20 protein-coding genes and 2 pseudogenes are annotated in these 21,471 nt (G+C 66.3%); 14 read left to right on the forward strand and 8 right to left on the reverse strand.

What is annotated here, in order from left to right; genetic code table 11:
• The 8 genes and pseudogenes from B133_RS0121360 to pstS all read left to right on the forward strand — a co-directional run.
• Nucleotides 1–515 (forward strand): hypothetical protein (locus tag B133_RS0121360; RefSeq protein WP_018604073.1); only part of this gene is annotated, 515 nt, incomplete at its 5' end.
• A 411-nt stretch (nt 516–926) separates the two neighbouring features.
• On the forward strand, nt 927–1,886 hold the full coding sequence (locus tag B133_RS23115; protein WP_018604075.1) for a DUF4192 domain-containing protein: 960 nt from the start codon (nt 927–929) through the stop codon (nt 1,884–1,886).
• Nucleotides 1,887–2,317: 431 nt separating this feature from the next.
• Complete coding sequence (locus B133_RS25070) at nt 2,318–2,491, forward strand: hypothetical protein (RefSeq protein ID WP_232423384.1); 174 nt, start codon at nt 2,318–2,320, stop codon at nt 2,489–2,491.
• Nucleotides 2,492–3,320: 829 nt separating this feature from the next.
• The gene (locus B133_RS0121375; protein ID WP_018604077.1) at nt 3,321–3,764 is read left to right on the forward strand and encodes a hypothetical protein; all 444 of its coding nucleotides are present in this window, start codon (nt 3,321–3,323) and stop codon (nt 3,762–3,764) included.
• A gap of 944 nt (nt 3,765–4,708) precedes the next feature.
• Nucleotides 4,709–7,672, forward strand: coding sequence for a MobF family relaxase (gene mobF / locus B133_RS0121390; RefSeq protein WP_018604082.1), 2,964 nt, complete (start codon nt 4,709–4,711; stop codon nt 7,670–7,672).
• A gap of 50 nt (nt 7,673–7,722) precedes the next feature.
• Nucleotides 7,723–7,989, forward strand: a pseudogene (locus B133_RS25075) (serine/threonine protein kinase); the annotation flags it as partial.
• A 351-nt stretch (nt 7,990–8,340) separates the two neighbouring features.
• Entirely contained in the window at nt 8,341–9,033 is a 693-nt protein-coding gene (locus B133_RS0121400) for a helix-turn-helix domain-containing protein (RefSeq protein WP_026256727.1), read from the forward strand.
• A 61-nt stretch (nt 9,034–9,094) separates the two neighbouring features.
• Nucleotides 9,095–10,198, forward strand: a complete 1,104-nt coding sequence (gene pstS, locus B133_RS0121405; protein ID WP_051088155.1) for a phosphate ABC transporter substrate-binding protein PstS — start codon at nt 9,095–9,097, stop codon at nt 10,196–10,198.
• An 11-nt stretch (nt 10,199–10,209) separates the two neighbouring features.
• Here pstS and arsA read toward each other — a convergent pair whose 3' ends face one another.
• The 3 genes and pseudogenes from arsA to B133_RS23125 form a co-directional block, all read right to left on the reverse strand.
• Nucleotides 10,210–11,991 carry an arsenical pump-driving ATPase gene (gene arsA / locus B133_RS0121410; RefSeq protein WP_018604087.1) on the reverse strand — a complete coding sequence of 594 codons (1,782 nt, stop codon included), beginning with the start codon at nt 11,989–11,991 and terminating at the stop codon, nt 10,210–10,212.
• 49 nt (nt 11,992–12,040) lie between these two features.
• Complete coding sequence (gene arsD, locus B133_RS0121415; RefSeq protein ID WP_018604088.1) at nt 12,041–12,436, reverse strand: arsenite efflux transporter metallochaperone ArsD; 396 nt, start codon at nt 12,434–12,436, stop codon at nt 12,041–12,043.
• A gap of 22 nt (nt 12,437–12,458) precedes the next feature.
• Nucleotides 12,459–12,859, reverse strand: a pseudogene (locus B133_RS23125) (low molecular weight phosphatase family protein).
• Nucleotides 12,860–12,957: 98 nt separating this feature from the next.
• Between B133_RS23125 and B133_RS0121430 the strand changes: the two are divergent.
• From B133_RS0121430 to B133_RS0121445, 4 genes are all read left to right on the forward strand, one after another.
• Entirely contained in the window at nt 12,958–13,353 is a 396-nt protein-coding gene (locus B133_RS0121430; RefSeq protein ID WP_018604091.1) for a helix-turn-helix transcriptional regulator, read from the forward strand.
• Nucleotides 13,350–13,766, forward strand: coding sequence for an arsenate reductase ArsC (locus B133_RS0121435; RefSeq protein ID WP_018604092.1), 417 nt, complete (start codon nt 13,350–13,352; stop codon nt 13,764–13,766). The genes B133_RS0121430 and B133_RS0121435 overlap by 4 nt, the downstream gene beginning before the upstream one ends.
• A 181-nt stretch (nt 13,767–13,947) precedes the next feature.
• Nucleotides 13,948–14,298 carry a metalloregulator ArsR/SmtB family transcription factor gene (locus tag B133_RS0121440; protein WP_018604093.1) on the forward strand — a complete coding sequence of 117 codons (351 nt, stop codon included), beginning with the start codon at nt 13,948–13,950 and terminating at the stop codon, nt 14,296–14,298.
• Entirely contained in the window at nt 14,298–15,035 is a 738-nt protein-coding gene (locus tag B133_RS0121445) for an MIP/aquaporin family protein (RefSeq protein WP_018604094.1), read from the forward strand. Before B133_RS0121440 ends, B133_RS0121445 begins: the two co-directional genes overlap by 1 nt.
• Nucleotides 15,036–16,002: 967 nt before the next feature.
• Here B133_RS0121445 and B133_RS0121450 read toward each other — a convergent pair.
• The 3 genes from B133_RS0121450 to B133_RS0121460 are packed head-to-tail and all read right to left on the reverse strand — an operon-like array spanning nt 16,003 to nt 18,327.
• Nucleotides 16,003–16,524 carry a pyridoxamine 5'-phosphate oxidase family protein gene (locus B133_RS0121450; protein ID WP_026256729.1) on the reverse strand — a complete coding sequence of 174 codons (522 nt, stop codon included), beginning with the start codon at nt 16,522–16,524 and terminating at the stop codon, nt 16,003–16,005.
• On the reverse strand, nt 16,521–16,787 hold the full coding sequence (locus B133_RS0121455) for an SHOCT domain-containing protein (protein WP_026256730.1): 267 nt from the start codon (nt 16,785–16,787) through the stop codon (nt 16,521–16,523). Before B133_RS0121455 ends, B133_RS0121450 begins: the two co-directional genes overlap by 4 nt.
• 49 nt (nt 16,788–16,836) lie before the next feature.
• Entirely contained in the window at nt 16,837–18,327 is a 1,491-nt protein-coding gene (locus B133_RS0121460) for a multicopper oxidase family protein (RefSeq protein WP_018604097.1), read from the reverse strand.
• 144 nt (nt 18,328–18,471) lie between these two features.
• Between B133_RS0121460 and B133_RS0121465 the strand changes: the two genes are divergently transcribed.
• Nucleotides 18,472–19,230, forward strand: coding sequence for a response regulator transcription factor (locus B133_RS0121465; RefSeq protein WP_018604098.1), 759 nt, complete (start codon nt 18,472–18,474; stop codon nt 19,228–19,230).
• Between the two features lie 20 nt (nt 19,231–19,250).
• A complete protein-coding gene (locus tag B133_RS0121470) occupies nt 19,251–20,381 on the forward strand; it encodes an ATP-binding protein (protein WP_018604099.1) in 1,131 nt (376 codons plus the stop codon).
• Here the strand turns inward: B133_RS0121470 and B133_RS0121475 are convergent.
• Both B133_RS0121475 and B133_RS0121480 read right to left on the reverse strand, forming a co-directional pair.
• Nucleotides 20,351–20,581 (reverse strand): heavy-metal-associated domain-containing protein, encoded by a 231-nt coding sequence (locus tag B133_RS0121475; protein WP_018604100.1) that lies wholly within the window; start codon nt 20,579–20,581, stop codon nt 20,351–20,353. The genes B133_RS0121470 and B133_RS0121475 overlap by 31 nt on opposite strands.
• A gap of 12 nt (nt 20,582–20,593) precedes the next feature.
• On the reverse strand, nt 20,594–21,412 hold the full coding sequence (locus tag B133_RS0121480) for a DUF305 domain-containing protein (RefSeq protein ID WP_018604101.1): 819 nt from the start codon (nt 21,410–21,412) through the stop codon (nt 20,594–20,596).
• Nucleotides 21,413–21,471 lie beyond the last annotated feature (59 nt).

Below are 21,471 nucleotides of genomic sequence, written 5' to 3' on the forward strand. Positions count from 1 at the left end.
CCTTCCTGGACAGTTCCGGGCGCATCGTCGCCGCGCTCAACCCCGACGACTACGGATCGGGGTTAAAGCTGTTCGGGCACAGCCGCGCCGACACACCATTGATGTGGGCGGTGGAAGCCATGCTCAGCCTCGACGGCGGCATGAAAGTCGTCTGGGCCGGCGACTACGCCGCCGAGGAGCCCTGCGGCACGAACCTGTACTTCCTGGCCGCGGACCCCCAGTTCGTGCGCTTCGCCGGCCTGATCCTCGACGACGTCGAACCCACCACCGCGCTGCCACCCAGGTTCATCACCAGCGACAACTCCGGCTACTTCTGCAACGCCGACAAACGCGAATTCATCGACAAGGCCGACCTGCCCGTCGACGACTGGGCCGTGCGCCGCAGCCCCCTGCCCAACCTCACCGCCGAAGGCGGTCCCGGTTACATCGGGCGCTGGGCCCGCGACCGGATCTTCGTCTCCCACCAGGAGCCGCCCGCAGACTGGCGTCCCGCACCCAGGCTGGTGTGGACCTGAAACCCGCCGCACCGAGGCCCGGCCGATCCGCACACCACGGGTCGGCCGGGTCTCTCTTTTCCTTCCGGGGTGCTGGTGTTCTGCGCACGGCGGCGCGGCGATGCCCGCCCGCGGGCGGGCCCCGGGTTGGGCAGCCACTCCCCTTCTTGTGCCGTCAGCAGGTGCCCCAGTGTGATCGCCGGGGTCCCCGTCGGTGTCAACCCACGCCCGCCGGAATCAGCGGCGGCCAAGGACCTTTGGCGCCCAACCCCAACCCCCGCCGAAGCGCTGCGCGCCGGCAGGGGCGGGGGCGCCAAACCCGCCTCGATCCCCGGCGGTCTCTACCGGGGTGGACACCGACACCCCACCGATCCAAGCCGCACCTGTACCGACCGGCACCCGAGCCGGTCACCAACAGACAGGACAACCGCCATGAACGACTACACCATGTCCAACGCCGGCGATCTGATCTCAGCACTCCCCTCGATCATGGGATACGTGCCGCAGGCCCGCGCCGTCGCGATCACCATGCGGCGCAACGACTCCGGTGGACTCCAGCTGCGCAACGTGATCAGCATCCCCGTCACCACCGCCCACGAGCACGCGGCCACCCTGCCCGACATCTGCGGGGTCACCATCACCAACACCGCCGCCGTCATCCTCATCGCGGTCTGCGGACCCGAACACCTCGCCCAGGCCGGTGTGGTTCTCGACGCGATGCGCAACGCCTTCCTCGACGCCGACATCCCGGTCCGTCAGCGACTGCTGACCGCCAGCGTCACCGAGGCCGGCCACTGGATGGACATCGACACCGGCCAGACCGGCCCCCAGGCCGCCTACACCGACAGCATCTTCACCGCGATGAGCATCGTCGGCGGCCGCCCCGTCGTCACCTCCCGCGACGACCTCATCGAGGAGTTCCGCGAGACCGACCCGGCCCCGCTGCTGGCGGCCAGCACCGCCGCGCAGTCCCCCGTCGACACCGCCGAGGAACTCGCCACCGTCATCGCCGGAGCCCCCATGAGCCCCACGCTGCCCACCCGGGCCGGCCTGGCGATCCTCGCCAGCGCCCGGATGCGCGACGTGATGATCCTGCTCGGGATGGAGCAGCCCTACGCCGCCGCCGCGCTGTGGACCACCATCGCCGGGCGCCTACGCCGGGCCGCCCGCGTCGAAGCGCTCACCGTCGCCGCGGCGCTGTACTACGTCGCCAACGACACCACCCGCGCCGACATCGCCCTGGAGACCGCCAGCGATCTCGCCGCCGACCACGACATCGCCTACCCGCGCCTGGCCGCCCTGCTGTCCACCGCACTGCGCGGCGGCATGGACCCCCAGACAGTCACCGCGGTCCTGCTCAAGGCCTCCGAGGAGATGGACAGCCCGAACTAGCCCACCGCCCCACAGGCCCGGCCGATCCGCACACCACGGGTCGGCCGGGCCTCTCTTTCTTCCGGGGTGCTGGTGTTCCGCGCCGGCCGGCGCGGCGCCGCTGGCTGAACTGTGCGTTTGCTGAACTATCCAGGGCGGCTCGTGTGTCTGCGCCATGAGGCGCGTCGTCTCGAATCGTGTTCCGCGGCGACGCGGCCATAACCAAACCTGCTCATCTGTGACCTGCAGACACCTAGGTTTGCGGTCGGCCCGGCGTTGTCGTGCGGGGCTGCGATACTCGTCCTGACGAGTGAGGAGTGACTGTGTTTACTCGACCGACCGAGGCTGATCGCGACCGGCGACGTACCGACCTCGTCGCGCGTGCCGGCCTTGTCCGTGCCTATGGTTGGGCGGACTACCGAGGCGTCTAGTCGACTGGCGAAGTCGTCGCCGTGGCAGCTCTCCTGGAGGATCACGCCGTGCTGGACGAACTCGGCGAAACCTTGCAGTCGGTGTGGGCCCGCTGGGCCTTTGAACTCTGGGGTATGACCGACGGTCAGGCCGATGTCGACGCCGGCTGCCGGCAGACGCATCGCTGGTTCATCGACACCGCAGGCGTTCTCTAACGTCACCGCGTTCGTCACCTGGTCGGACGTTTCGGTGCGGTCCGTTCGTTGCGGCGGGCCTACGGGACGCAACTCGGCGATCGCGTGGCCGCCATCATCGTCATCCGCCTCGACGTGATGGCCCGCCGCTGCACCCTTGAGATCCCAGCGGTCATCCGCATCCTCAAGCTCGACCACCGCGTCGCCGCCCACCTGCACGCCGCCGACGAACCCCCCGCACCGGCTCGCCACCCTTTCGGGTCCTGCCCGAACTGGGCGGCGGCGGTCTGTGTGGACGGTGGTCCCGTAGCGCTCCTCGCGGATCACCGCGAAGTCGGGGTGGCGGGTGGGCCCGACGAATACCCAGGTGTCGTCGACGATGCTGCCGCTTCCACCGGCCACTGGTCACTGGTCACAGAGCCTGCAGCCACGGCCGACCCGCTAACTAACCGCCCCACCTGCCCCCGGCCCGACCCACACACCCCATGTCGGGCAAGGGGCTCTCCATTTCTTCCGTGCGTGCCAGCCCCGCGCCGGCGGCGCGGCGACGCCCGCCCTGCGGGCGGCCCCGGGTTGAGAAGCCACTCACCTTCATTGCCGTCAGCGGGGTCCGCAGCCTAATCGGCCAGGACCCGTCCGCCTCAACCCACGTCCACGCCGACATCGCCGGCCGAGTGACAGTTCCGACCCTATGGGAGCCCGCCCAGGGCGCTGCCGCGCCGGGCGAGCCCGGGCCGAAACTCCGGCTCCCCCGCCGCGGACTCTTCGGGGTTGACCCGGCCACCCGCCCGATTGACCGCTCCCCAGCGCTGACCGGCGCACCACTGAGCACACAGAACGGAGCACAACCATGGACCACGACTTCGACCTGGCCTTCAACCTTCTCGACGAGGCCATCGGGCGACTGCAGGAACAGCAGTACGGAATCACCCCCATCGCCCACCACAACCACGGCGACGCCGCCCTCATCAGCACGCACCGCTACACCCGGCGCGACGGACACCAACTCACCCTGCTCGCCCAGGCCGACTATGGACTGCGCGCCGCCGTGGAAGCCACCGCCGCCGACCTCGAGACCGAGCCGCACGTGCGGATCACCAAAGTGCGGGTCGGCGACCTGATGTTCCACGCCGTGCCGGGCACCGCCTGGACCTACCGGGCCCGCGGCGAACGCACCTACACCCTCACCGCCGGCCTGGTCGGCGAACCAGCCTGGACCCTCACCGTCGGCGGAGCCGCCCCCACCACCTACGACGAGCTCGACGCCGCCATCGGGGCCGTGCTCGACACCTAACGAGGGCGCCCTCGTCTAGCCCCGCCCCAGCAGCCGGGCCCGTCCACCCCGGGCGGGTCCGGCTCACCCCGTCTTGTCGCCACCATTCGGCAGGATCAGTGCACTCTCCGAAATCGATTACGCCCGGACGTATCAGTTCATCGACCCGGCCCACCCGACGGTTGCCCCACCAATTGGTGTTCTGCACCGAGCGGGGCCAGGTCGCCGGCGACGCCTGGGAGACCTACCCGCAGGGGCCGCTCACCGCGATAGTCGCCTACCCCGAGCACCTCAACTTCCAAAGCGAGCTGTACATCAGCCGCCCGGGGACAGCTGGCCCGGCCCGGTGTTGTCGGGGCAATTAGGTGAGGCCGGCGATCCGATGCGGTCGGCCCGGCCCGCATTTTCTTCGGCAAGCCGCACTACGACCCCGTCCACGCCGGAGACAACCACGCGAGCAGATCGGCACCGACCACCCACGACAGCGCCACCAGCTCAAGCACCAACACCACCAACGCAACCTGAATCGCCCGCATCACACCTCCGCTGCCCTATTTGCTGAGCAACCTCGCACCGAGCGGGCAGCCCACGGCTGCCATCGGCCAGGCGCAGAACTTTCCCCGCCTGGCCGTCGCCCACCCAGCCGGTTGAGACCTGCGGCCGCCGCTGCGCGGCGCGCCTGGCCCGGAGGCGACACTCGCACCCCAACCCCACCAGCTCCACATCCCCTCATCGCCCAACCCTATCCCCGCCCATCACCACCTCGCCGCACCAATCCGCCAGCTCTCCGCCGGTCACCAGCTCAAGAACCCCACCCGTCCCTTCACCGCTTTACAAAACCCCCATTGTCTTCCGGCACATTTGCACAAGGATGTGCGACACTCGTCTCGGCCGCGCAGAGCGCGACCGAAACCCCTCGTCCCCCCGCGGGCGGGGACGGCGTCCGGTTCGGGAGGTGGTCTGCGATGTTGACCATTTCCAAGCTGCGGCGCTGGAGCATCAACTACTACAACCGCACTGCCGATGAGGCCCGCCAGTCGGCGATGGACCGGGAACGGGCCGGCGGCGGCCTGGGTGAGTACTACTCGGAGGGCGATACCCGGGCACCTACCTGGGTGGTTGTCGGCGACACGGAGCGGGTGGCCGAGTTGACCGGCCTGGACGGCGCGGCCATCGACGGTGGGTTTGCTGATACCGGGACGGCGGCGGACTGGCTCGATGACGGGATCGCCCCCAACGGGGCCGGTGGGCGGGCGTTCACCAAGGACTCGGTCCACGGCTTCGACCTGGTGTTCGCCGCACCCAAGAGCGTGTCGTTGATGCGGGCGCTGTCCCCGGATGACGTCAACGAGAAGGTGGTGGCCAACGCCCACGCCAAGGCGGTGCAGGCGGCGATGACCTACCTGCACGAGCACGCCGGCTACACCCGGGTGCACAACCCGATTACCGGCATGAAGGACCTGGAGCGGCTGCCCGGTCTGGTCGCGATCGCCTATCAGCACGAGACGAGCCGGTGCGGCGATCCGCACCTGCACACCCACGTCATTGTGCCCAATCGCCAGGCCCGCGCCGACGGGGTGCTGGTGTCAATCGACGGGACGTCGCTGTATCACGAAGCCAAGGCCGCCGGGATGATCTATCAGGCCGTCATGCGCCGCGAGCTGCACACCGAGCGTGGGGTCGAGTGGGAGCCGGTCGACCTGCACACCGGGATGGCCGAGATCGCCGGGGTCACCAAAAGCTGCCTGAAGTCGTGGTCGCAGCAGTCCACCCGGTTGCGTCAGTGGGCGGCAGACACCCTGGAGGTGGTTGACGGCACGCCAACGGCCACCCAGTTGGCGGCGGCGCAGAAGGCGGTGCGGCCACGCAAGCCTGAGTCGCTGTCCTGGGCGCAACTGCGAGAGGACTGGCAGAACGATCCCCGCACGCTCGAGGTGGACCGGGCAGCCCACTACGCCGCCCGCGCGGCGCGGCAGTCGGTTCCACCCACCTGGGCCGAGCAGGTTTCGCCCACTTCTGCTCGCTCAAGTGGGTGGTCAGTTTCACCCACGTCCGGTCAGTCGGTTTCACCCACTTCACCCACTTCACCTGGTTGGTCAGTTTCACCCGGTTTCCACTTTCAGGCCGAGAAGATGGGCGCCCGGATCGATAAGGCGGCATTCACCCGTGCCGACATGGTCGAAGTGATCGCCGCCCAGTTGCCCGTCGATGCCGCCGGCGACCCGCGGGAGCTGACCGAAGCGCTCGTCGCTCAAGTGTTGGTGCGGGTGTCGGCCGAGCGGGATACCCACCACCGGGAGGGCTACGTCAAGTACACCGTCGCCGCGGTCATCGCCGAGGAAGAGCGGGTGTTCGAGATGATGGATCACGCCGAGGGAGGATCGCAGCTGTCGGTGCGCCCCGAGGACCTCGGCGACCTGTCGGCCGATCAGGAACGCGCTATCCGCAACATCGCATCCTCGACGTATCTGGTGCAACCCCTGCAAGCCCCCGCCGGGGCGGGCAAGACCCACTCACTCAAAGCGCTGCGCGCGGCCGCGCACCGCGCCGGCAAGGAGGTCCTGGTGCTGGCCCCGACCGGCAAAGCGGTCGACGAGGCGATGCGCGACCAGGCCGGTGACCGGGGTCTGACCGTGGCCAAAGCGTTGAAGTTGATCGAGGACAACACTTTGGAGGTCAACCGCGCCACCGTGGTCGTCGTCGATGAAGCGTCCATGGTGGGCACCCCCGATCTGAAAAAGCTGCTGTCGTGCGCGGCGGTGGGCCGGGCCAAGATGGTGCTCGTCGGCGATCCCTACCAGCTCTCGCCGGTGCGGGCCCGCGGCGGCATGTTCGAGCAGCTGTGTGAAGAGCTGCCCTGGTCGCAGCGGCTCGGCGAGGTGTGGCGCATGCGCAACGTCCAAGAGCGCGACGCCTCCTTGGCGCTGCGCTCGGCACGCGGCAACCGGCTGCGTAAAGCGGTGGGCTGGTATCGCACCCACGACCGCCTGCATACCGGCGACCCGGTCGCGATGGCCCAGGACGCCACGCAGGCCTACATCGCCGCCCGCGAGGACGGCAAGGACGTCGCGATCATCTGCGACAAGTGGAGCATGGCCGATGCGATCAACCGCCGCTTGCACGATGTCTATACCCACGCCGGGGCGCCCAGCGTGGGTGCGTCGCGTGACCACGACATCCGCGCCGGTGATTTGATCATGAGCCGCCACAACGACACCACCGTGGAGGTGCTGCCCGGCCCGCACCACACTCCCGGTCAACAAGTCGACCAGGTCCGCAACGGCAATCGGTGGCGGGCGGCGGGCATCGACGAGGGAACCGGCCGGATTTTCGCCGAGCGGGTCACCGACGGCGCCCGCGCCATCTTCGAACCCGACTACGTGCGTGAGCACATCACCCTGGGCTATGCAGGGACCGTGCACTCAGCCCAAGGCATCACGGTCGGCAACGCTGAACGCTACGGCGTGTGCTGGTCGATCATGTCGGAAAACGCCGGCCGGTCGATGGCCTACGTCGCAGCCACCCGCGCCAAAGACGAGAACCACATCGCGATCTACCAGCCCATCACCGGCGAAGCCGACCACGAACACGCCAGCCTGATCGCGGACGGCGCCCTGCATATTCTGCGGCGCGGCAACAAGTACGCCGCCGCCCACTACCTGCACAAAATCCTGGCCAACGACGACCGCCCGCGCACCATGCACGCCGAAGCCGAACGCAGCCCGCGCGAACAGCTCCCCGACGAAGTAGCGCACGCCCTTGACCGCAACGAGCAGCGGCGCGGCGCGCGTCGGGAGGCCTGGCGGCAGGACAAAGCCCGCGAGCGGGCCTTCGCCGAATCCTACGAACGGATGGCCAACAGGTTCACCGGGTCGGAACAGGCTGCCGATCGAGGCCTTTCGGCCGAGGTCGACGGACTGGAACTGTGATCCGCTGAGCCTTGCGCTGTGCGCAGCTTCCGCGGTCATGACCCTGGGCCGAGGTGTATCTGGCGGAGCCTCCGCGGTTGCCGCGCCGGGGTGCGGTCAGGATTATAGTGAGCGATATTTCGGCCGACCCGGAGTACCGCCAGAGATTTATCCGCGAGGCCGATCTGGCTGCGCGGCTGTGGCATCCGCACATCTTCGCCGTGCATGACCGCGGCGAGTACGACGGCCAGCTGTGGATCGCGATGGATTATGTCGAGGGCACCGATGGCGCGCATCTGATCCGGCGGTATCCGGCGGGTCTGCCGGTCGGCCAGGTCGCGGGCTGCACCGCGACGTTCAGGATGAACGCGGCGAGCGCCCTGGTAAGGCGCGCCTGTTCGACTTGTTCGGGGCCGTGCGCACTCAGGTCGGAGATGTCGATGTGTGGACATGTGGTGTCCTGCAACCGACGTCTGATCTGTGCGACGTGTAAGTCGCCCAAAGCTCCTCCTCTTGCTGGATGCTCTTGGAGTCTATTGCCCGCGGCTCTAGCCCTAGGAGTCACCGTTGAGTATTGATTGACCACTCGCCTGTGTCGGAGCACAGCGGAGACATCGCGCGATCGGGACGCTCAGATCCGAGCGCCTGCGAGGTTGACGTCATCCAATTACTCGACAACTATTGACTCAATGAGCATTGAGTCACCTGCCCTAGGCGACGCCCCTACAGCTGAACGTCGGGCGCAGGTGCACGCTGCGTTGGGTGACCCCGCTCGACTGTCGATAGTGGACCGACTGCTGCTGGCCGATGCGTCACCGTCGGAGCTGCAGGCATTGCTGGCCATGCCGTCGAATTTGGTTGCCCACCACCTGCGGATTCTGGAAGAGGCCGGGGTGGTGCGGCGCAGCCGTTCCGAGGCGGACCGGAGGCGCACCTACATCCAGTTGGTACCCCGGACATTAGAAGCGGCGCTCCCGACAGCGGGTTGGCGCGCACAGCGAGTGCTCTTTGTGTGCAGCCACAACTCGGCGCGCAGCCCCTTGGCGGTTGCCGTGTGGAGTCGGCATAGCCAACTGCCGGCAGTGTCAGCGGGCACCCATCCGGCCGCAAAGACGCACCCCAGCGCAATCGAAGCCGCACGGCGCCACGGCCTTGCGATGGCCTCTCAAGCACCGGTGCATATCGAGGACGTGCTGCAACCCGGCGATCTGGTGGTGGCGGTGTGCGACAACGCCCATGAAGAACTTCCCCCGGATCCACGCCGACTGCACTGGTCGATACCAGATCCGGCGTCCTCTGAGACACCCGAGGCGTTCGACCACGCCCTGGACACGCTGACCGAGCGGATTGAGCGCCTGCTCCCAGCTCTGCACGCCAGCTGACCGATTTATTCGTACCCGTCCCCCACCTACCCATGAAGGACCCGACGTGAAGACTTCACCCCTGAGCCGCAGAAGCTTTCGACTGGCCGTCTGTACGATCGCCGCGGCGGCAGCGCCGTTGACCGCCTGCGGCCACGATAACGCCATGCCGCAGTATGTGACCGCGGCGCATATCGACTGCGGTGGCAAGAGCGCGCTGACCGCCAGCGGCTCCACCGCACAGGCCAACGCGATGCCCGTGCTCGTCGAGGCTCTCTCGAACGCCTGCCCCGGACACACGGTGAACTACACGTCGAATGGTTCTGGCGCCGGGGTGAGCGAGTTCATTGGCAATCGAACCGATTTCGGCGGTTCGGATTCCGCACTGAGCCAAGAGCGCGGGGAGTATGACGCTGCTCAAAAGCGTTGCGGATCGCCGGCGTGGAACCTTCCCGTGGTCTTCGGCCCCATCGCGATGACCTACAACCTCGCCGATGCACCCAGCCTGGCACTTGACGGACCGACAGCAGCGAAAATCTTCAACGGCGCGATCACCCGCTGGGATGACCCGGCTATCAAGGGCCTGAACCCCACACTGCAACTGCCGCCGGAGGACATCCAGGTCGTCTACCGCAGCGACGAGTCGGGCACCACCGACAACTTCCAGCGGTATCTTGACTCCGCTTCGGCCGGCTTGTGGGGTAAGGGAACCGGTAAGACGTTCAACGGTGGAGTCGGTCAGGGCGCGAAGGGGAACGAGGGAACCTCCGCTGCGGTCAGGGACACGCCCGGGGCGATCACCTACAACGAGTACTCTTTCGCCAAACAGCAGCGGCTGGCCAGCGCACAGATCGTGACCTCTGCCGGGCCGACGCCTGTGCCGATCACCGCCGACACGGTCGGCAAGACCATCTCTGCTGCGACAGTCATCGGTCAAGGCAACGACCTGGTGCTGGACACCTCGAAGTTCTACGCACCGACCAGCCCGGGGGCCTACCCGATCGTGTTGGCGACTTATGAGCTGGTGTGCTCGAAATACAGTGATCCGGCCACCGGCCAGGCGGTGCGAGCGTTCCTGCAGTCAGCAGTGGGACCCGGTCAGCTTCACCTTGAGGACCACGGCTACTTCCCACTGCCCCAGGATTTTCAGGCGAAAGTGGCCGCGGCCGCCAACGCCGTCTCCTGACCTGCGCTGACTCAGGAGTTCGGTGCTGTCAGAGCTTCGAGAGCTGGGATGCCGACGGGTTCGTCGGCCAATAGCGGGATGACGGCGTATCGGGTGGCGTATTTACTTCGGACGGTGTCGATTTCGTCGAGTTCGGCGACGGCACGCTGACGTAGAAGTGGGTTGGTGGGGGCGGCGGCGGCCACCGAGTTGTTGATGACCCACGCCCAGGGGTGGATGCCGGCGCGTTCGAGGTCGTGTTGAAGGTCGGCGGCTTCGAGCACCGGTGTCGTTTCGGCCAGGGTGACGAGAATGACTTTGGTGAGTTCGGGGTCCTGTAGCCGCATGAGCGGGGTGGTGTAGTGCCCGCTGTCCCCCATCTGGCGCGCAATATCGCGGTGATAGGAGCCGGTGGCATCCAGCAGCAGCAGCGTGTGCCCGGTGGGGGCTGTGTCGAGGACGACGAAGGTGCTGCGTGATTCATGGATCACCTTGGAAAAGGCTTGGAAGACAGCAACCTCTTCCGTGCAGGGCGAGCGCAGGTCCTCCGCGAGGGTGGCGCGGCCTGCCTCGTCGAGGTGGGCGCCTTTGGTTGTCATGACCCGCTCGCGGTAGGTGCGGCTGGCGTCGGCGGGATTGATGCGGGAGACGCGCAGGTGCTCGACACCGCCTTGCAGAGTTTCAGCGAGGTGGGCGGCGGGGTCGGTGGTGCTCAGGTGGACATCGTGGCCACGCTCGGCCAACTCGACTGCGATGGCGGCTGCGACGGTGGTCTTGCCGACCCCGCCCTTGCCCATGCACATCACCAGCCCCTTTCCGCCGCGCTCGATGTCGTCGACCAGTTCGCGTAGCGGTGCGACCGCCACCGGATGTGGGGCGGCGGGAGCGATATCGCCGGCCGGGGTAACGGGCGTGGTGTCGAACAGGGTGTGCAGGGCGTCGAGGCCGACCATGTTGTCGGCCTTGAGGTCGATGTAGTCAGTCGGCAGGGTGCGCAGAGCGGGGGGCATATCGGTGAGGGCGGCTTGTTCGCGGCGGTACACCGCGCCGGCCAGTGGGTCGGTGTCGTCGGCGGGTTTGGGCATGACGGCGTTGACGACGACGTACTGGCGGTTCATCCCGAGTGCGGCCAATTCGGTATGGGTGCGGTCGATTTCACGCAGTGCCGAGCGGGTCGGGCGGCTCACCAGCACCAGGCGGGTACGGTCGGGGTCGGCCAGAGCGGCGACCGCGGCGGCGTAGGTGCTCTTCTGCTTGTCCAGGCCGGCGAGCGGGCCCAGACAGGAAGCGTCACCCTTGCCGGCTTCGAGGAACTCTGTCCAGTTCCCGGGAAGTTGCAACAGCCGGATCGTGTGCCCGGTGGGGGCGGTGTCGAACAGGATGTGATCGAAGCCGGCGACGGCGCCCTCGCTCTCGGTGAGTAGCGCAGTGAACTCATCGAAGGAGGCCACCTCGGTGGTGCACGAGCCGGAGAGTTGTTCTGTGATGGAGGCGATCTCGGCCTCAGGCAGCAGTCCGCGCACCGGGCCGACGATGCGTTCGCGGTAGTCCGCGGCCGCGGCCTCGGGGTCGATCTCCAGGGCCGAGAGTCCGTCGACGGCGGGGATCGCGGTGATGGCGTTGCCGATGGAAACCCCAAGGACCTGCCCCACATTGGAGGCTGGGTCGGTGGATACCAGCAGCACGTGCTTGCCGGCGCCGACGAGAGCTAAAGCTGCTGCGCAGGCGATGGAGGTCTTGCCGACTCCGCCTTTGCCGGTGAAGAACAGGAACCGCGGGGGGTGGGTGAGGAACGTCAGGTCAGCGGACGTCATAGCGGCAGGACCTCCAGTCGGCGTCGGAGTTTCGGTTGCGCATTGTGTGTCAGCAACAGCCAGAGTCGCCGCAGCACGACGACGATGCGCTGCCCTCGGACAGGCCAAGGTTGATCGCACCGGCCGGCACCGCTGTCTGGGCTTCCAGGCCGGCCCAGCGGGCCAGTTCCGCCCGTGTGGGATACCGGCCGGTCGCGACGGTCACGCCGTCGACCGACACCAGCGGCAGGCCTGCCGACCCGGCGATCTCCAGGAAACTCCGGACGGCCTCGTTGTGGGCGAAGGCCAGCGGGTCGTTGGCCAGGTTGTGGCGGGTGATCGACGCACCCTGTTCGAGCAGCCAGGCCATGTCGGCGGTGAAGGTGACCAGGTTCTGGTCGACGTCCTCGCCACAGACGCCGGTGTTGCAGCACAGGGCGGGCTCGAAAACGGCGATGGTAGGCATGACGGTCGTTCTCCTTTGTCGGTCAGGGGATTTGGGTGGCGGTGAGCAATTCGCCGGCCAGCGCCTGGACGCGGGCGGCGATGTCGTCGCGGACCAGGCGCATGCGCTCGATGCCGTCGATGCCGCGCTCGGATGGCTCGTCGGTGTCCCAGTTCCGCATGGGGGGGCACCACTGTCGACGTGGGCCTCGCGGCCCAGCGTCACGACCACATCCATGTGCTCCAGCAGTTGCGGGTCGATTGGTTTGGGATGCTCGTCACCGATCGGGGCGCCGGCTTCGACGAGTGCCTGCACTGAGAGGTCGTTGAGCGCGTCGCCGGGGTTGGTGCCGGCGCTGTAGACGTCGATACGGTCACCGGCGAGCTGGCGCATCAATGCGGCCGCCATCTGGGACTTGCCCGCGTTCTTCACGCAGACAAACATCACTGCGGGCTTCGACACGTGACGCCATCCCTTCCCCTGCCGGGACACGGCCACCGACAACAGTTGACGGTTGAATTGATCACCATCAATATAGACGCATGTCGAAGACGTCCCCTGCGGAGGGTGAGCCGTGCTGCCCACCGCTGGCCGATCAGCCATTGGACTCTGACTGGGCCGGCGAGCTGGCGCGGATGTTCAAGGCACTCGGCGACCCGGTACGGCTGCGGATCCTGAGCCTGATCGCCAGCCACGACGGCGGCGAATGCTGCGTCTGCGACATCTCCCCCGCATTCGAGGTGTCCCAGCCGACGATCTCCCATCACCTCAAGACCCTGCGCGAAGCGGGCCTACTGGACTGCGAACGCCGCGGAACCTGGGTGTACTACTGGGTGATTCCGGCTGCCCTGGAACAGTTGTCGGCGGTCCTGGCCCTCGACAGCACTGATATCCCCGAGGCCTCGGCCGTGGCATCCGATGAAAGGACCTGTCGATGAGCGCCAAACCCTCCGTGCTATTCGTCTGCATCCACAACGCCGGCCGCTCCCAGATGGCGGCCGGGTTCCTCTCAACGCTGGCCGGTGACGCCATCGAGGTCCGCTCTGCGGGCAGTGCACCGGCCGACGCGGTCAACCCCGCAGCGATAGAAGCCATGGCGGAAGTCGGTATCGACATCTCCACCCAGAATCCGAAGATCCTCACCACTGACGCGGTAGAAGCCTCCGACGTGGTGATCACCATGGGATGTGGTGACGCCTGCCCGTTCTTCCCGGGGAAAAGCTACCGCGACTGGGTGCTCGAGGACCCGGCCGGCAAGGGGGTGGAAGCAGTGCGCCCGATCCGCGATCAGATCAAAGCCCGCGTGGAAGACCTCATTGCTGAGTTACTTCCCGACACTGTCGCCACCTGAACACGGTTCTAGGAGCAGCAGTTCGGGTCCAGCACGCCAACTAGTGCGGCCACTGCGGCGTGGTGCGGGCGGTGGTAGACGTTCATGCCCTCCCGGGTCGATTCGACCAGGCCGGCCTTTGCGAAAGTCGTTCACCCAGTGTTCGCTTGTGCCATGATTCGATGATTGTCAATATCGACGAGTGTCGAAGCCGCCTGACCCCTGCGACATCACGCCGCTGGTGCGGGAACCACTCAGCCTCGAAGCAGCCGTCAGCGTGGCGGGGATGCTTAAGGCGTTGGCGGACCCGGTACGCCTAAGGCTCCTGAGTGTGATCGCCAGCCACCGCGGCGGGGAAGCCTGCGTCTGTGACGTCTCGGACGGCATCGCGGTGAGCCAGTCAACGATCTCGCACCATCTCAAAGTTCTGCGCATTGCGGGTCTGCTCACCAGTGAGCGACGCGGATCGTGGGTGTACTACCGCGTGGTTCCCACCGCCCTGCAATACCTTTCCGCAGTATTGGGTTCCGACAGTCCGAATGGGAGCCGCTGATGCACACCGCCCCCCTTACCCGGCGTGCTCTGGCCGAGTTCGTTGGCAGCGGGTTACTGGTCACCGTCGTGGTGGGATCGGGCATCGCAGCCGCCCAGTTGTCCCCGCACGATGTCGGACTGCAGCTGCTGGAGAACTCGACGGCGACGGTCTTCGGATTGGCAGTGCTCATCTTGCTGTTCGGCCCCGTCTCCGGAGCCCACTTCAACCCGGTCGTCACTGCCGCCGACTGGCTGCTGGGTCCACGGGCAGGCACCGGCATACACGGCGGCGACGCCATCGCCTACACCGCGGCACAGATCGCCGGCGCCATCACCGGCTCGTGGCTGGCCAACCTGATGTTCGACCGACAGGTATTCGAAGTTGCCACCAAGGGGCGCATCACCACCGGACACCTTGTCGGCGAAGTGGTGGCCACGGCGGGATTGATCGCCTTGATATTCGCCCTGGCGCGCACGGGTCGCGCCGCACTCTCGGCCGCCGCCGTCGGTGCCTACATCGGCGCGGCGTACTGGTTCACCAGTTCCACCTCGTTCGCGAACCCCGCCGTGACGGTCGGGAGAATCTTCTCGGACACCTTCGCCGGCATCGCACCAAGCTCGGTCCCCGGATTCGTCGCCGCCCAAATCGTGGGCGCCTTTGTCGGCCTGGCACTGATCAGCACCCTGTTTCCCGATATCGCCGCCGACGCCGACGACGTCGTCGTTCCTCACGAAGACCTCAGCGACACCGCGTGAGCAGATCAGCACGGCACATGCCCGCGCGATAGCAGGACCCCCAACAAGCACAGAACCCGTTTCGGCATGCAACTCTTGACCACTCACTGCCTTTGACCCGGGAAATGACGTCAACCGTGATTGACGAGGATTGATCACAATGCACCTCAAGTGTTGCCCAATGTGCCCACCCGAGCCCCTCCGATCTGACGGTGTATCGGTGCAATGCCGCGTCGCAACTGGCATGGCACGCGACGGCAGCCTAGATTCGCCCCAACTCGCGACACCAGTTGCATATCAACGACTTTGGCGCATTACGACGGTAGAATCGATTGCCCGAGCAAGCTGGAATTGAGGTATGAGATGAACAGAAATTGGGCCGAGGAGTGGGGTCCCGGTAGCCTCTCGAGATCTGATTTGTTGCGAGCAACTCATGGCTCGAAGACGCACCTACAAGCGCGATCGTCGCGGCCGATTCGCGTCAACTGGTAGCACCCGAATCAGCGGGTCAGCCGAAAAATCAACTACCGCCGCCCCAGATACGTGCGCGGCAGCCTCGGCAAGACATTGCGGGTAGTCGCGTCGGCCCGGGCGGCGAGTACGCCGGGGTGCACGTCGGTGCGCAGTTGCGTACCAAGCGCCGCGGCGAGTACTACGTCGGCGTTTCAGCCGGCCGACAAGTTGCGATGCCGTTCTCGCCCTATTAGCGCATCGCGTTCATCTTCTACGAGCCCGTTAGGACCCTATTTGGCACGTTGCCAAACGTCCCCCGCTCGGCGATTGGGGATGCCTATCGTTCCGGCCATGCCCTCTGGCCGCCGGGCGGCCAATCACATTCATCATCGGTTGTATTTTGGGCTGAACCCTGCGGGGGACAAGCAGCGTTTCGATTGATCTCAAAGATGGCACGTCGGTCGCGCGCCCGCGCGGCGTGTGTGGGCATGAGCGTTAACTCGGTGTTGCGAAGCCGCGACTGTCTTACTTGGATTTATTCGATGGGACTTTCTGGGATTCCAGGTCTGATGACAGTTGCGCTCCCGGACTCCATCCGAGATCGGGCCTGCCAGAGCGACGTACCGACCATGTAGGTGCGGATTACCGAGTCGAGGTCGATCCGCAAGAAACAGATTCGCGTCTCACCCCGCTCGTGGAGTTGTTCGTAGCTGTTGAGGATTTGTCGACCGAGCCAGAAGCCCGAGAAGACGCCGCAGGCTTCGGTGTCGGTCCAGTCCACGATCTCAGCGCGGCCGCGCAGCTGGATCGTGGCGGGCGGCAGCGTCCACATCAGCTTGCGAGGTATCGGGACGACCAGCGAAACATCCTGGGTGGCAGTGATGTTGCGGACCTTCTGCAAGTGCCGACGGGTCATCACGTAGATCGTGGTACCCGACGGCGCCAGACCGTATGTCACTCCCGCCGACGCGGGAGTACCGCTTGTGTCGCTGGTGGACAGGACCGCGAAGTGCTGTCGGCCTATTTCCCGCAGAACCTTCGCGTAGGTGAGGGTCAACGCCGCGCGGCGCCGCGTAGGACAGCCAGTCGCTGTTGGTACTCGGCTTCGTCGATCTCCCCGCGGGCGAACCGAGCGGCCAGCAACTGCTCCGGCGATTCGGTGTACGGCGAGAACTGCGGAATCGATCCTGCCTGGGTGTTGCCGGTGCTGAACCGGATCAGGGCGACGATTCCGACGATGATGAGGGCCCAGAACAAGACCATTCCAATAACCATTCCTGCGTATCCCCACCCGCTCATGTGATCGGACCAGAACATCATGGGAACTTCTCCTTTCCTAACTTCTTCGACGGGTCGGGTGCGTGCGGTGTCAGCTGGTGTAGTTCAGGGTGGTCATCATGCCGGCGTCCATGTGATACCCGTTGTGGCAGTGCAACATCCATATACCTGGGTTGTCTGCGACGAGCCTTACCGTTACGGTCTGCATCGGTTTGACGATGACGGTGTCCTTACGCGGCCCGGCGGTGCCGTCGGGTTTGATCACCTGGTAGGTGTGGCCGTGCAGGTGCATCGGATGCCACATCATGGTCTCGTTGGTGAACGTGAGGGTGGCGTGCTGGCCCTGGTGGACGGTTAGCGGGATGGTCTGGTCGTACGGCCGGCCGTTGATCATCCAGTCGTACTGCATCATCGTGCCCGACAAGCGTGCCTGCAGCGCGAGATCACTGTTCGTCGGTAGCTGGACTTCCGGTGTGGCAGTAAAGGTGTCGACGGTGCCGACCCGGCCCGTCAGCTGCGGCGGCCGGAAGGCGGCGTCGGGGACGCTGCCGGCACCGGTGGACAACACAGCGCGGGCGACGGCGTTCTTGCCCTCGGCCGAGGCGACCAACGGGAACACACCGTCGCCGGCGGTCACGATGACGTCGTAGCGCTCCCCCATGCCCAGCAGGAGGGCGTCGACCTCGGTGGGCACGACAGGGAACCCGTCGGTGTGAGTGACGGTCATGCGGTGTCCAGCCAGGGCGACCCGGAAGGCGGTGTCGGCGGCGGCGTTGATGATCCGGATGCGGATGCGTTGTCCCGGCTTGGCGGTGAAGGTCGTCGCCGCGGCGGGGATCCGCCCGTTGACGAGGTAGTACGGGTAGCTGACGTCGCCGCCGTCTCCCCCCAGCAGATCACTGGCACCGACACCGCCGACACCCGGAGTTCCCGGCATGCCGCCCATCCCGGGCATGGAGCCGCCACCCTTGCCCATCGACCGCAATCCCTTGAAGATCTCCTCGGGACTGGTGCCGACTCCGGAGGTCCAGTCGTCGAGCATGACGATCCACTCGGCGTCGTAGCGTCCGGGTTCGGCCGGGTCGTCGATGATCACCGGCATGTATAGGCCGTAGTCGGTGTCCAGTCCGGTGTGCGGATGAGCCCAGTACGTCCCGGGATACGGCGAGCTGAACCGATAGGTGAAACTCGAACCTGGGGCGATGTTGGGTGAGGCCGGTGAGGCGCCGTCCATGTCGTTGCGCAAGGCGATGCCGTGCCAGTGCACCGACGACGGGTGGTCGAGACCGTTGTCGACCGTGACGGCGATCTCGTCGCCGACATTGGCCCGGATCAGGGGTCCAGGAACCTGGTTGTTGTACGCCAGAGTGCGCGCTTTCGTTCCGCCCAGGTCGATATCGGCCGACCCAGGCGCCAGCCGCGCGGTGACCGTCTTACCGGAATGGGGCCGAGCGGCCTCCGCCGCGGTGATCGCATCCGTTGCGGTGGTGCCGGTCGGGGCGGTACTGGTGGTGGAACGGCTACAGGCCACCAAGGCAGCGCCGCCCACAACGGTGGCGGCCAGAAAGCCGCGCCGCGTCATAGCTACCTGTCGAGTCATCATCGTTTCCTGGTCTTTGAAGTGTCTTCCTCCACATTGCGCCGCAGCTACCGCACCTTTGATGTTGGTTGTATGAAGATTTGCTCAAGACGCTGAAGCGGCTCAGCGGCACGGCACGATGAAGACATGGACTTCACATCGGCGGCAGCGGCGGGTGGTGCCGACTTCGGCTATCGAGCATTGGTCGTCGACGACGAGGAACCTCTGGCCGACGTCGTTGCCAGCTATCTGGAACGCGAACACTTCGAGGTGACGGTGTGCCATTCGGGGTCCGCCGCGCTGGCTGTGGCCCGAGAAGTCGACCCTGACGTGGTGGTGCTCGATCTGGGCTTGCCGGGGATCGATGGGGTGGAGGTGTGCCGGCAGCTGCGGACGTTTTCCGATGCCTATGTGGTGATGCTGACTGCCCGCGATACCGAGGTTGACACCATCGTCGGCTTGTCGGTGGGGGCCGATGACTATGTCACCAAGCCGTTTAGTCCGCGCGAGCTAGTCGCCCGCATTCGGGCGATGTTGCGCCGTCCCCGCACTTTTGGTGCACCGGTCTCGGTCGCTAGCTGGGCGGTTGTTGACCCGGGATCGCGGCGGGTGTTCGGTCTCCTCGCAATCGACGTCGCCGGCCGTCAGGTGTTTCTCGACGGACAGTTGATCCCTCTGACGCGCACTGAGTTCGACATCCTGGGGGCACTGTCCTCCCGCCCTGGCATGGTGTGGAGCCGCCAGCAGCTCATCGAAGCGGTGTGGGGTGAACCGTGGGTGGGCAACGACCATCTTGTCGATGTCCACGTCGGCCACGTTCGGCGCAAGCTCGGTGACGACCCAGCCGACCCGAGGTTCATCTACACCGTGCGTGGTGTGGGCTACCGGATGGGGACCGGGCAGTGAGCGCATCGACCGGTTTTGGGATGGGACGCCGGCTTCTGCTCGCCCAGACCCTGGTGCTCATCGCAGGCGGGGTCACCACCTGGGTGGTGGCGTCGGTGGTCGGACCACCGTTGTTCCGGGAACATCTGCACCGAGCAGGTATCGCCCACGACTCCAACGAGCAGTACCACGCCGAGCAGGCGTACCAGAACGCCACCGCGCTGTCCATCGCTGTCGCGATCACGGTGGCCGCCTTGACCGCGTTCATCGTCACGGCAGTCTTGAGCCGGCGCCTGCAGCAGTCGATCGGTGAAGTCGCCGCGGCCGCGTCGGCCGTGGCCGAGGGACGCTATGACATCCGGGTCGCGTCGCCCGGGCTTGGGGACGAATTCGATGAGCTGGCGACGGCGTTCAACCGAATGGCTGAACGGCTCCAGGCCGTGGAATCGACTCGCCGCCGGTTGTTCGGTGACCTTGCCCACGAAATCCGCACGCCCGTGTCGGTGTTGGAGGCGTACCTCGAAGCAGTGGAAGACGGTGTGAAGCCTCTCGATCAGCCGACCATCGCGATGCTGCGCGAGCAGACCGGTCGATTGGTGCGCTTCTCTGCCGACGCCGCCGCCCTGGCCCAGGCCGAAGAGGGCCAGGCCGCCATCGCCCCGGGGTGGGTCGACGCCGGGGAGCTTGCGAGAACGGCGGGCGCCGCGATCGCAGATCGCTATGCCGCCAAGAACGTCACCCTGAGAACCCACATCAGCGGCACCGTGCGCCTCTGGGCAGACCGGCAACGGCTGGCGCAGGTGTTGGGAAACCTCCTCGACAACGCACTGCGCCACACCCCCGCAGGCGGCCACGTCACCCTGGCAGTCACCCAGATCGCCGGCGAGGTCGGCTTCACCGTCACCGACGACGGCGACGGCATCGCCGCCGAGCATCTCCCCCACGTCTTCGAGCGCTTCTATCGCGCCGACTCCGCCCGCGACCGCGGGCGCGGGGGCTCCGGCATCGGACTAGCCATCGTCAAGGCGCTGACCGAAGCCCACGGCGGCCACATCAGGGTGGCCAGCCGCGGACCCGGAACCGGCACCACCTTTACGGTTTCAGTGCCCATCCAACTGCCAGGGGGAACCTACCGCGGCACTCACCGCGAAGCTGGCTCTACCACGTCATAACCGGCGCGCTGCACGGCATCCCGAACCGCGCCGGCTGTCAGGCCGGCGGAGCTGGTCACGGTGACCGTCGAATCACCCTGTGGAACAAGGCCAACCGTCACATCCGTCACCGTGTCGAGGGCTTCCAGTTCCGCGGTGACCGCGCGCACGCAATGCTCGCACGTCATGCCCCGCACCAGAAACGTCAGCGTCTGCAACATCTAGACCCCTCTCTACAAAGAGCTCAGGATCTGGTTCATGGTGTCGATCTCCTTCTGCTGGCTGCTGGCGATCGACTTGGCCAGCGCAACAGCGTCAGGGAACTGGCCATCCTTGATCTCGTTCTGCGCCATGGTGATTGCGCCCTGATGGTGCTTGATCATCTGGGTCAAGAACAACTTACTGGCCTCGACCCCCTGGGCGTTCTTCAGTGCATCCATATCGGCCGGCGACATCATCCCGTCCATACCGGGCATGTCATCCATGCCGGGCATGCCGGGCATCATCGACCCGCTCGGCATCATTGAACCGCTGGGCATCATCGACCCACTCGGCATCATCGAACCGCTGGGCATCATCGACCCACTCGGCATCATCGAACCGCTCGGCATGGTCGTGGTCGTCGGTGATGCGGTAGCGGTGTCGGAGCCTTGCATGCCACCGTGATCCGACGGCGCGTTCCCCGGCGTCTCGCCCATCCCGGGCATCCCGGTCATTCCCGGCATCCCGGGCATGCCCCACTGAGTCAGCCAGCCCTGCATCTTCTCGATCTCCGGGCCCTGGGCCGCCTTGATCTGCTTGGCCAAGTCCACCACCCGCGGGTCGATGCCCTGCTTGGCCAGAATCATGTCGCTCATCTGAACCGCCTGCTGATGATGCGGGATCATCATGCGCGCGAACTGCATGTCGGCCTGGTTATGCGCGACCGCCGGCGCCGTCGACGACGTCTGAACCGACGACGAAGCCGTGGACGACGTCGCCTCCTTGGTCGCCGACTTGCTACACGCCCCGAGGGCGACCACTGCGGCCAGCGCAGCCACCCCGGTCACCACAGTCCTTGTCTTGTTCACAACGTTCCTTTCGTGGATCAACTGTCGGTCTTCGTCTTCCA

It is taken from the genome of Mycobacterium sp. 155 (assembly GCF_000373905.1).
GTDB lineage: Bacteria > Actinomycetota > Actinomycetes > Mycobacteriales > Mycobacteriaceae > Mycobacterium.

Excerpts from the sequence above, each read along its gene's own strand:
- B133_RS23115 (WP_018604075.1), top strand. The coding sequence starts at position 927 with ATGAACGACTACACCATGTCCAACGCCGGCGATCTGATCTCAGCACTC.
- B133_RS0121375 (WP_018604077.1), top strand. The coding sequence starts at position 3,321 with ATGGACCACGACTTCGACCTGGCCTTCAACCTTCTCGACGAGGCCATC.
- mobF (WP_018604082.1), top strand. The coding sequence starts at position 4,709 with ATGTTGACCATTTCCAAGCTGCGGCGCTGGAGCATCAACTACTACAAC.
- B133_RS0121400 (WP_026256727.1), top strand. The coding sequence starts at position 8,341 with ATGAGCATTGAGTCACCTGCCCTAGGCGACGCCCCTACAGCTGAACGT.
- arsA (WP_018604087.1), bottom strand. The coding sequence starts at position 11,991 with ATGACGTCCGCTGACCTGACGTTCCTCACCCACCCCCCGCGGTTCCTG.
- arsD (WP_018604088.1), bottom strand. The coding sequence starts at position 12,436 with ATGCCTACCATCGCCGTTTTCGAGCCCGCCCTGTGCTGCAACACCGGC.
- B133_RS0121430 (WP_018604091.1), top strand. The coding sequence starts at position 12,958 with ATGTCGAAGACGTCCCCTGCGGAGGGTGAGCCGTGCTGCCCACCGCTG.
- B133_RS0121435 (WP_018604092.1), top strand. The coding sequence starts at position 13,350 with ATGAGCGCCAAACCCTCCGTGCTATTCGTCTGCATCCACAACGCCGGC.
- B133_RS0121445 (WP_018604094.1), top strand. The coding sequence starts at position 14,298 with ATGCACACCGCCCCCCTTACCCGGCGTGCTCTGGCCGAGTTCGTTGGC.
- B133_RS0121455 (WP_026256730.1), bottom strand. The coding sequence starts at position 16,787 with ATGATGTTCTGGTCCGATCACATGAGCGGGTGGGGATACGCAGGAATG.
- B133_RS0121460 (WP_018604097.1), bottom strand. The coding sequence starts at position 18,327 with ATGACGCGGCGCGGCTTTCTGGCCGCCACCGTTGTGGGCGGCGCTGCC.
- B133_RS0121465 (WP_018604098.1), top strand. The coding sequence starts at position 18,472 with ATGGACTTCACATCGGCGGCAGCGGCGGGTGGTGCCGACTTCGGCTAT.
- B133_RS0121470 (WP_018604099.1), top strand. The coding sequence starts at position 19,251 with ATGGGACGCCGGCTTCTGCTCGCCCAGACCCTGGTGCTCATCGCAGGC.
- B133_RS0121475 (WP_018604100.1), bottom strand. The coding sequence starts at position 20,581 with ATGTTGCAGACGCTGACGTTTCTGGTGCGGGGCATGACGTGCGAGCAT.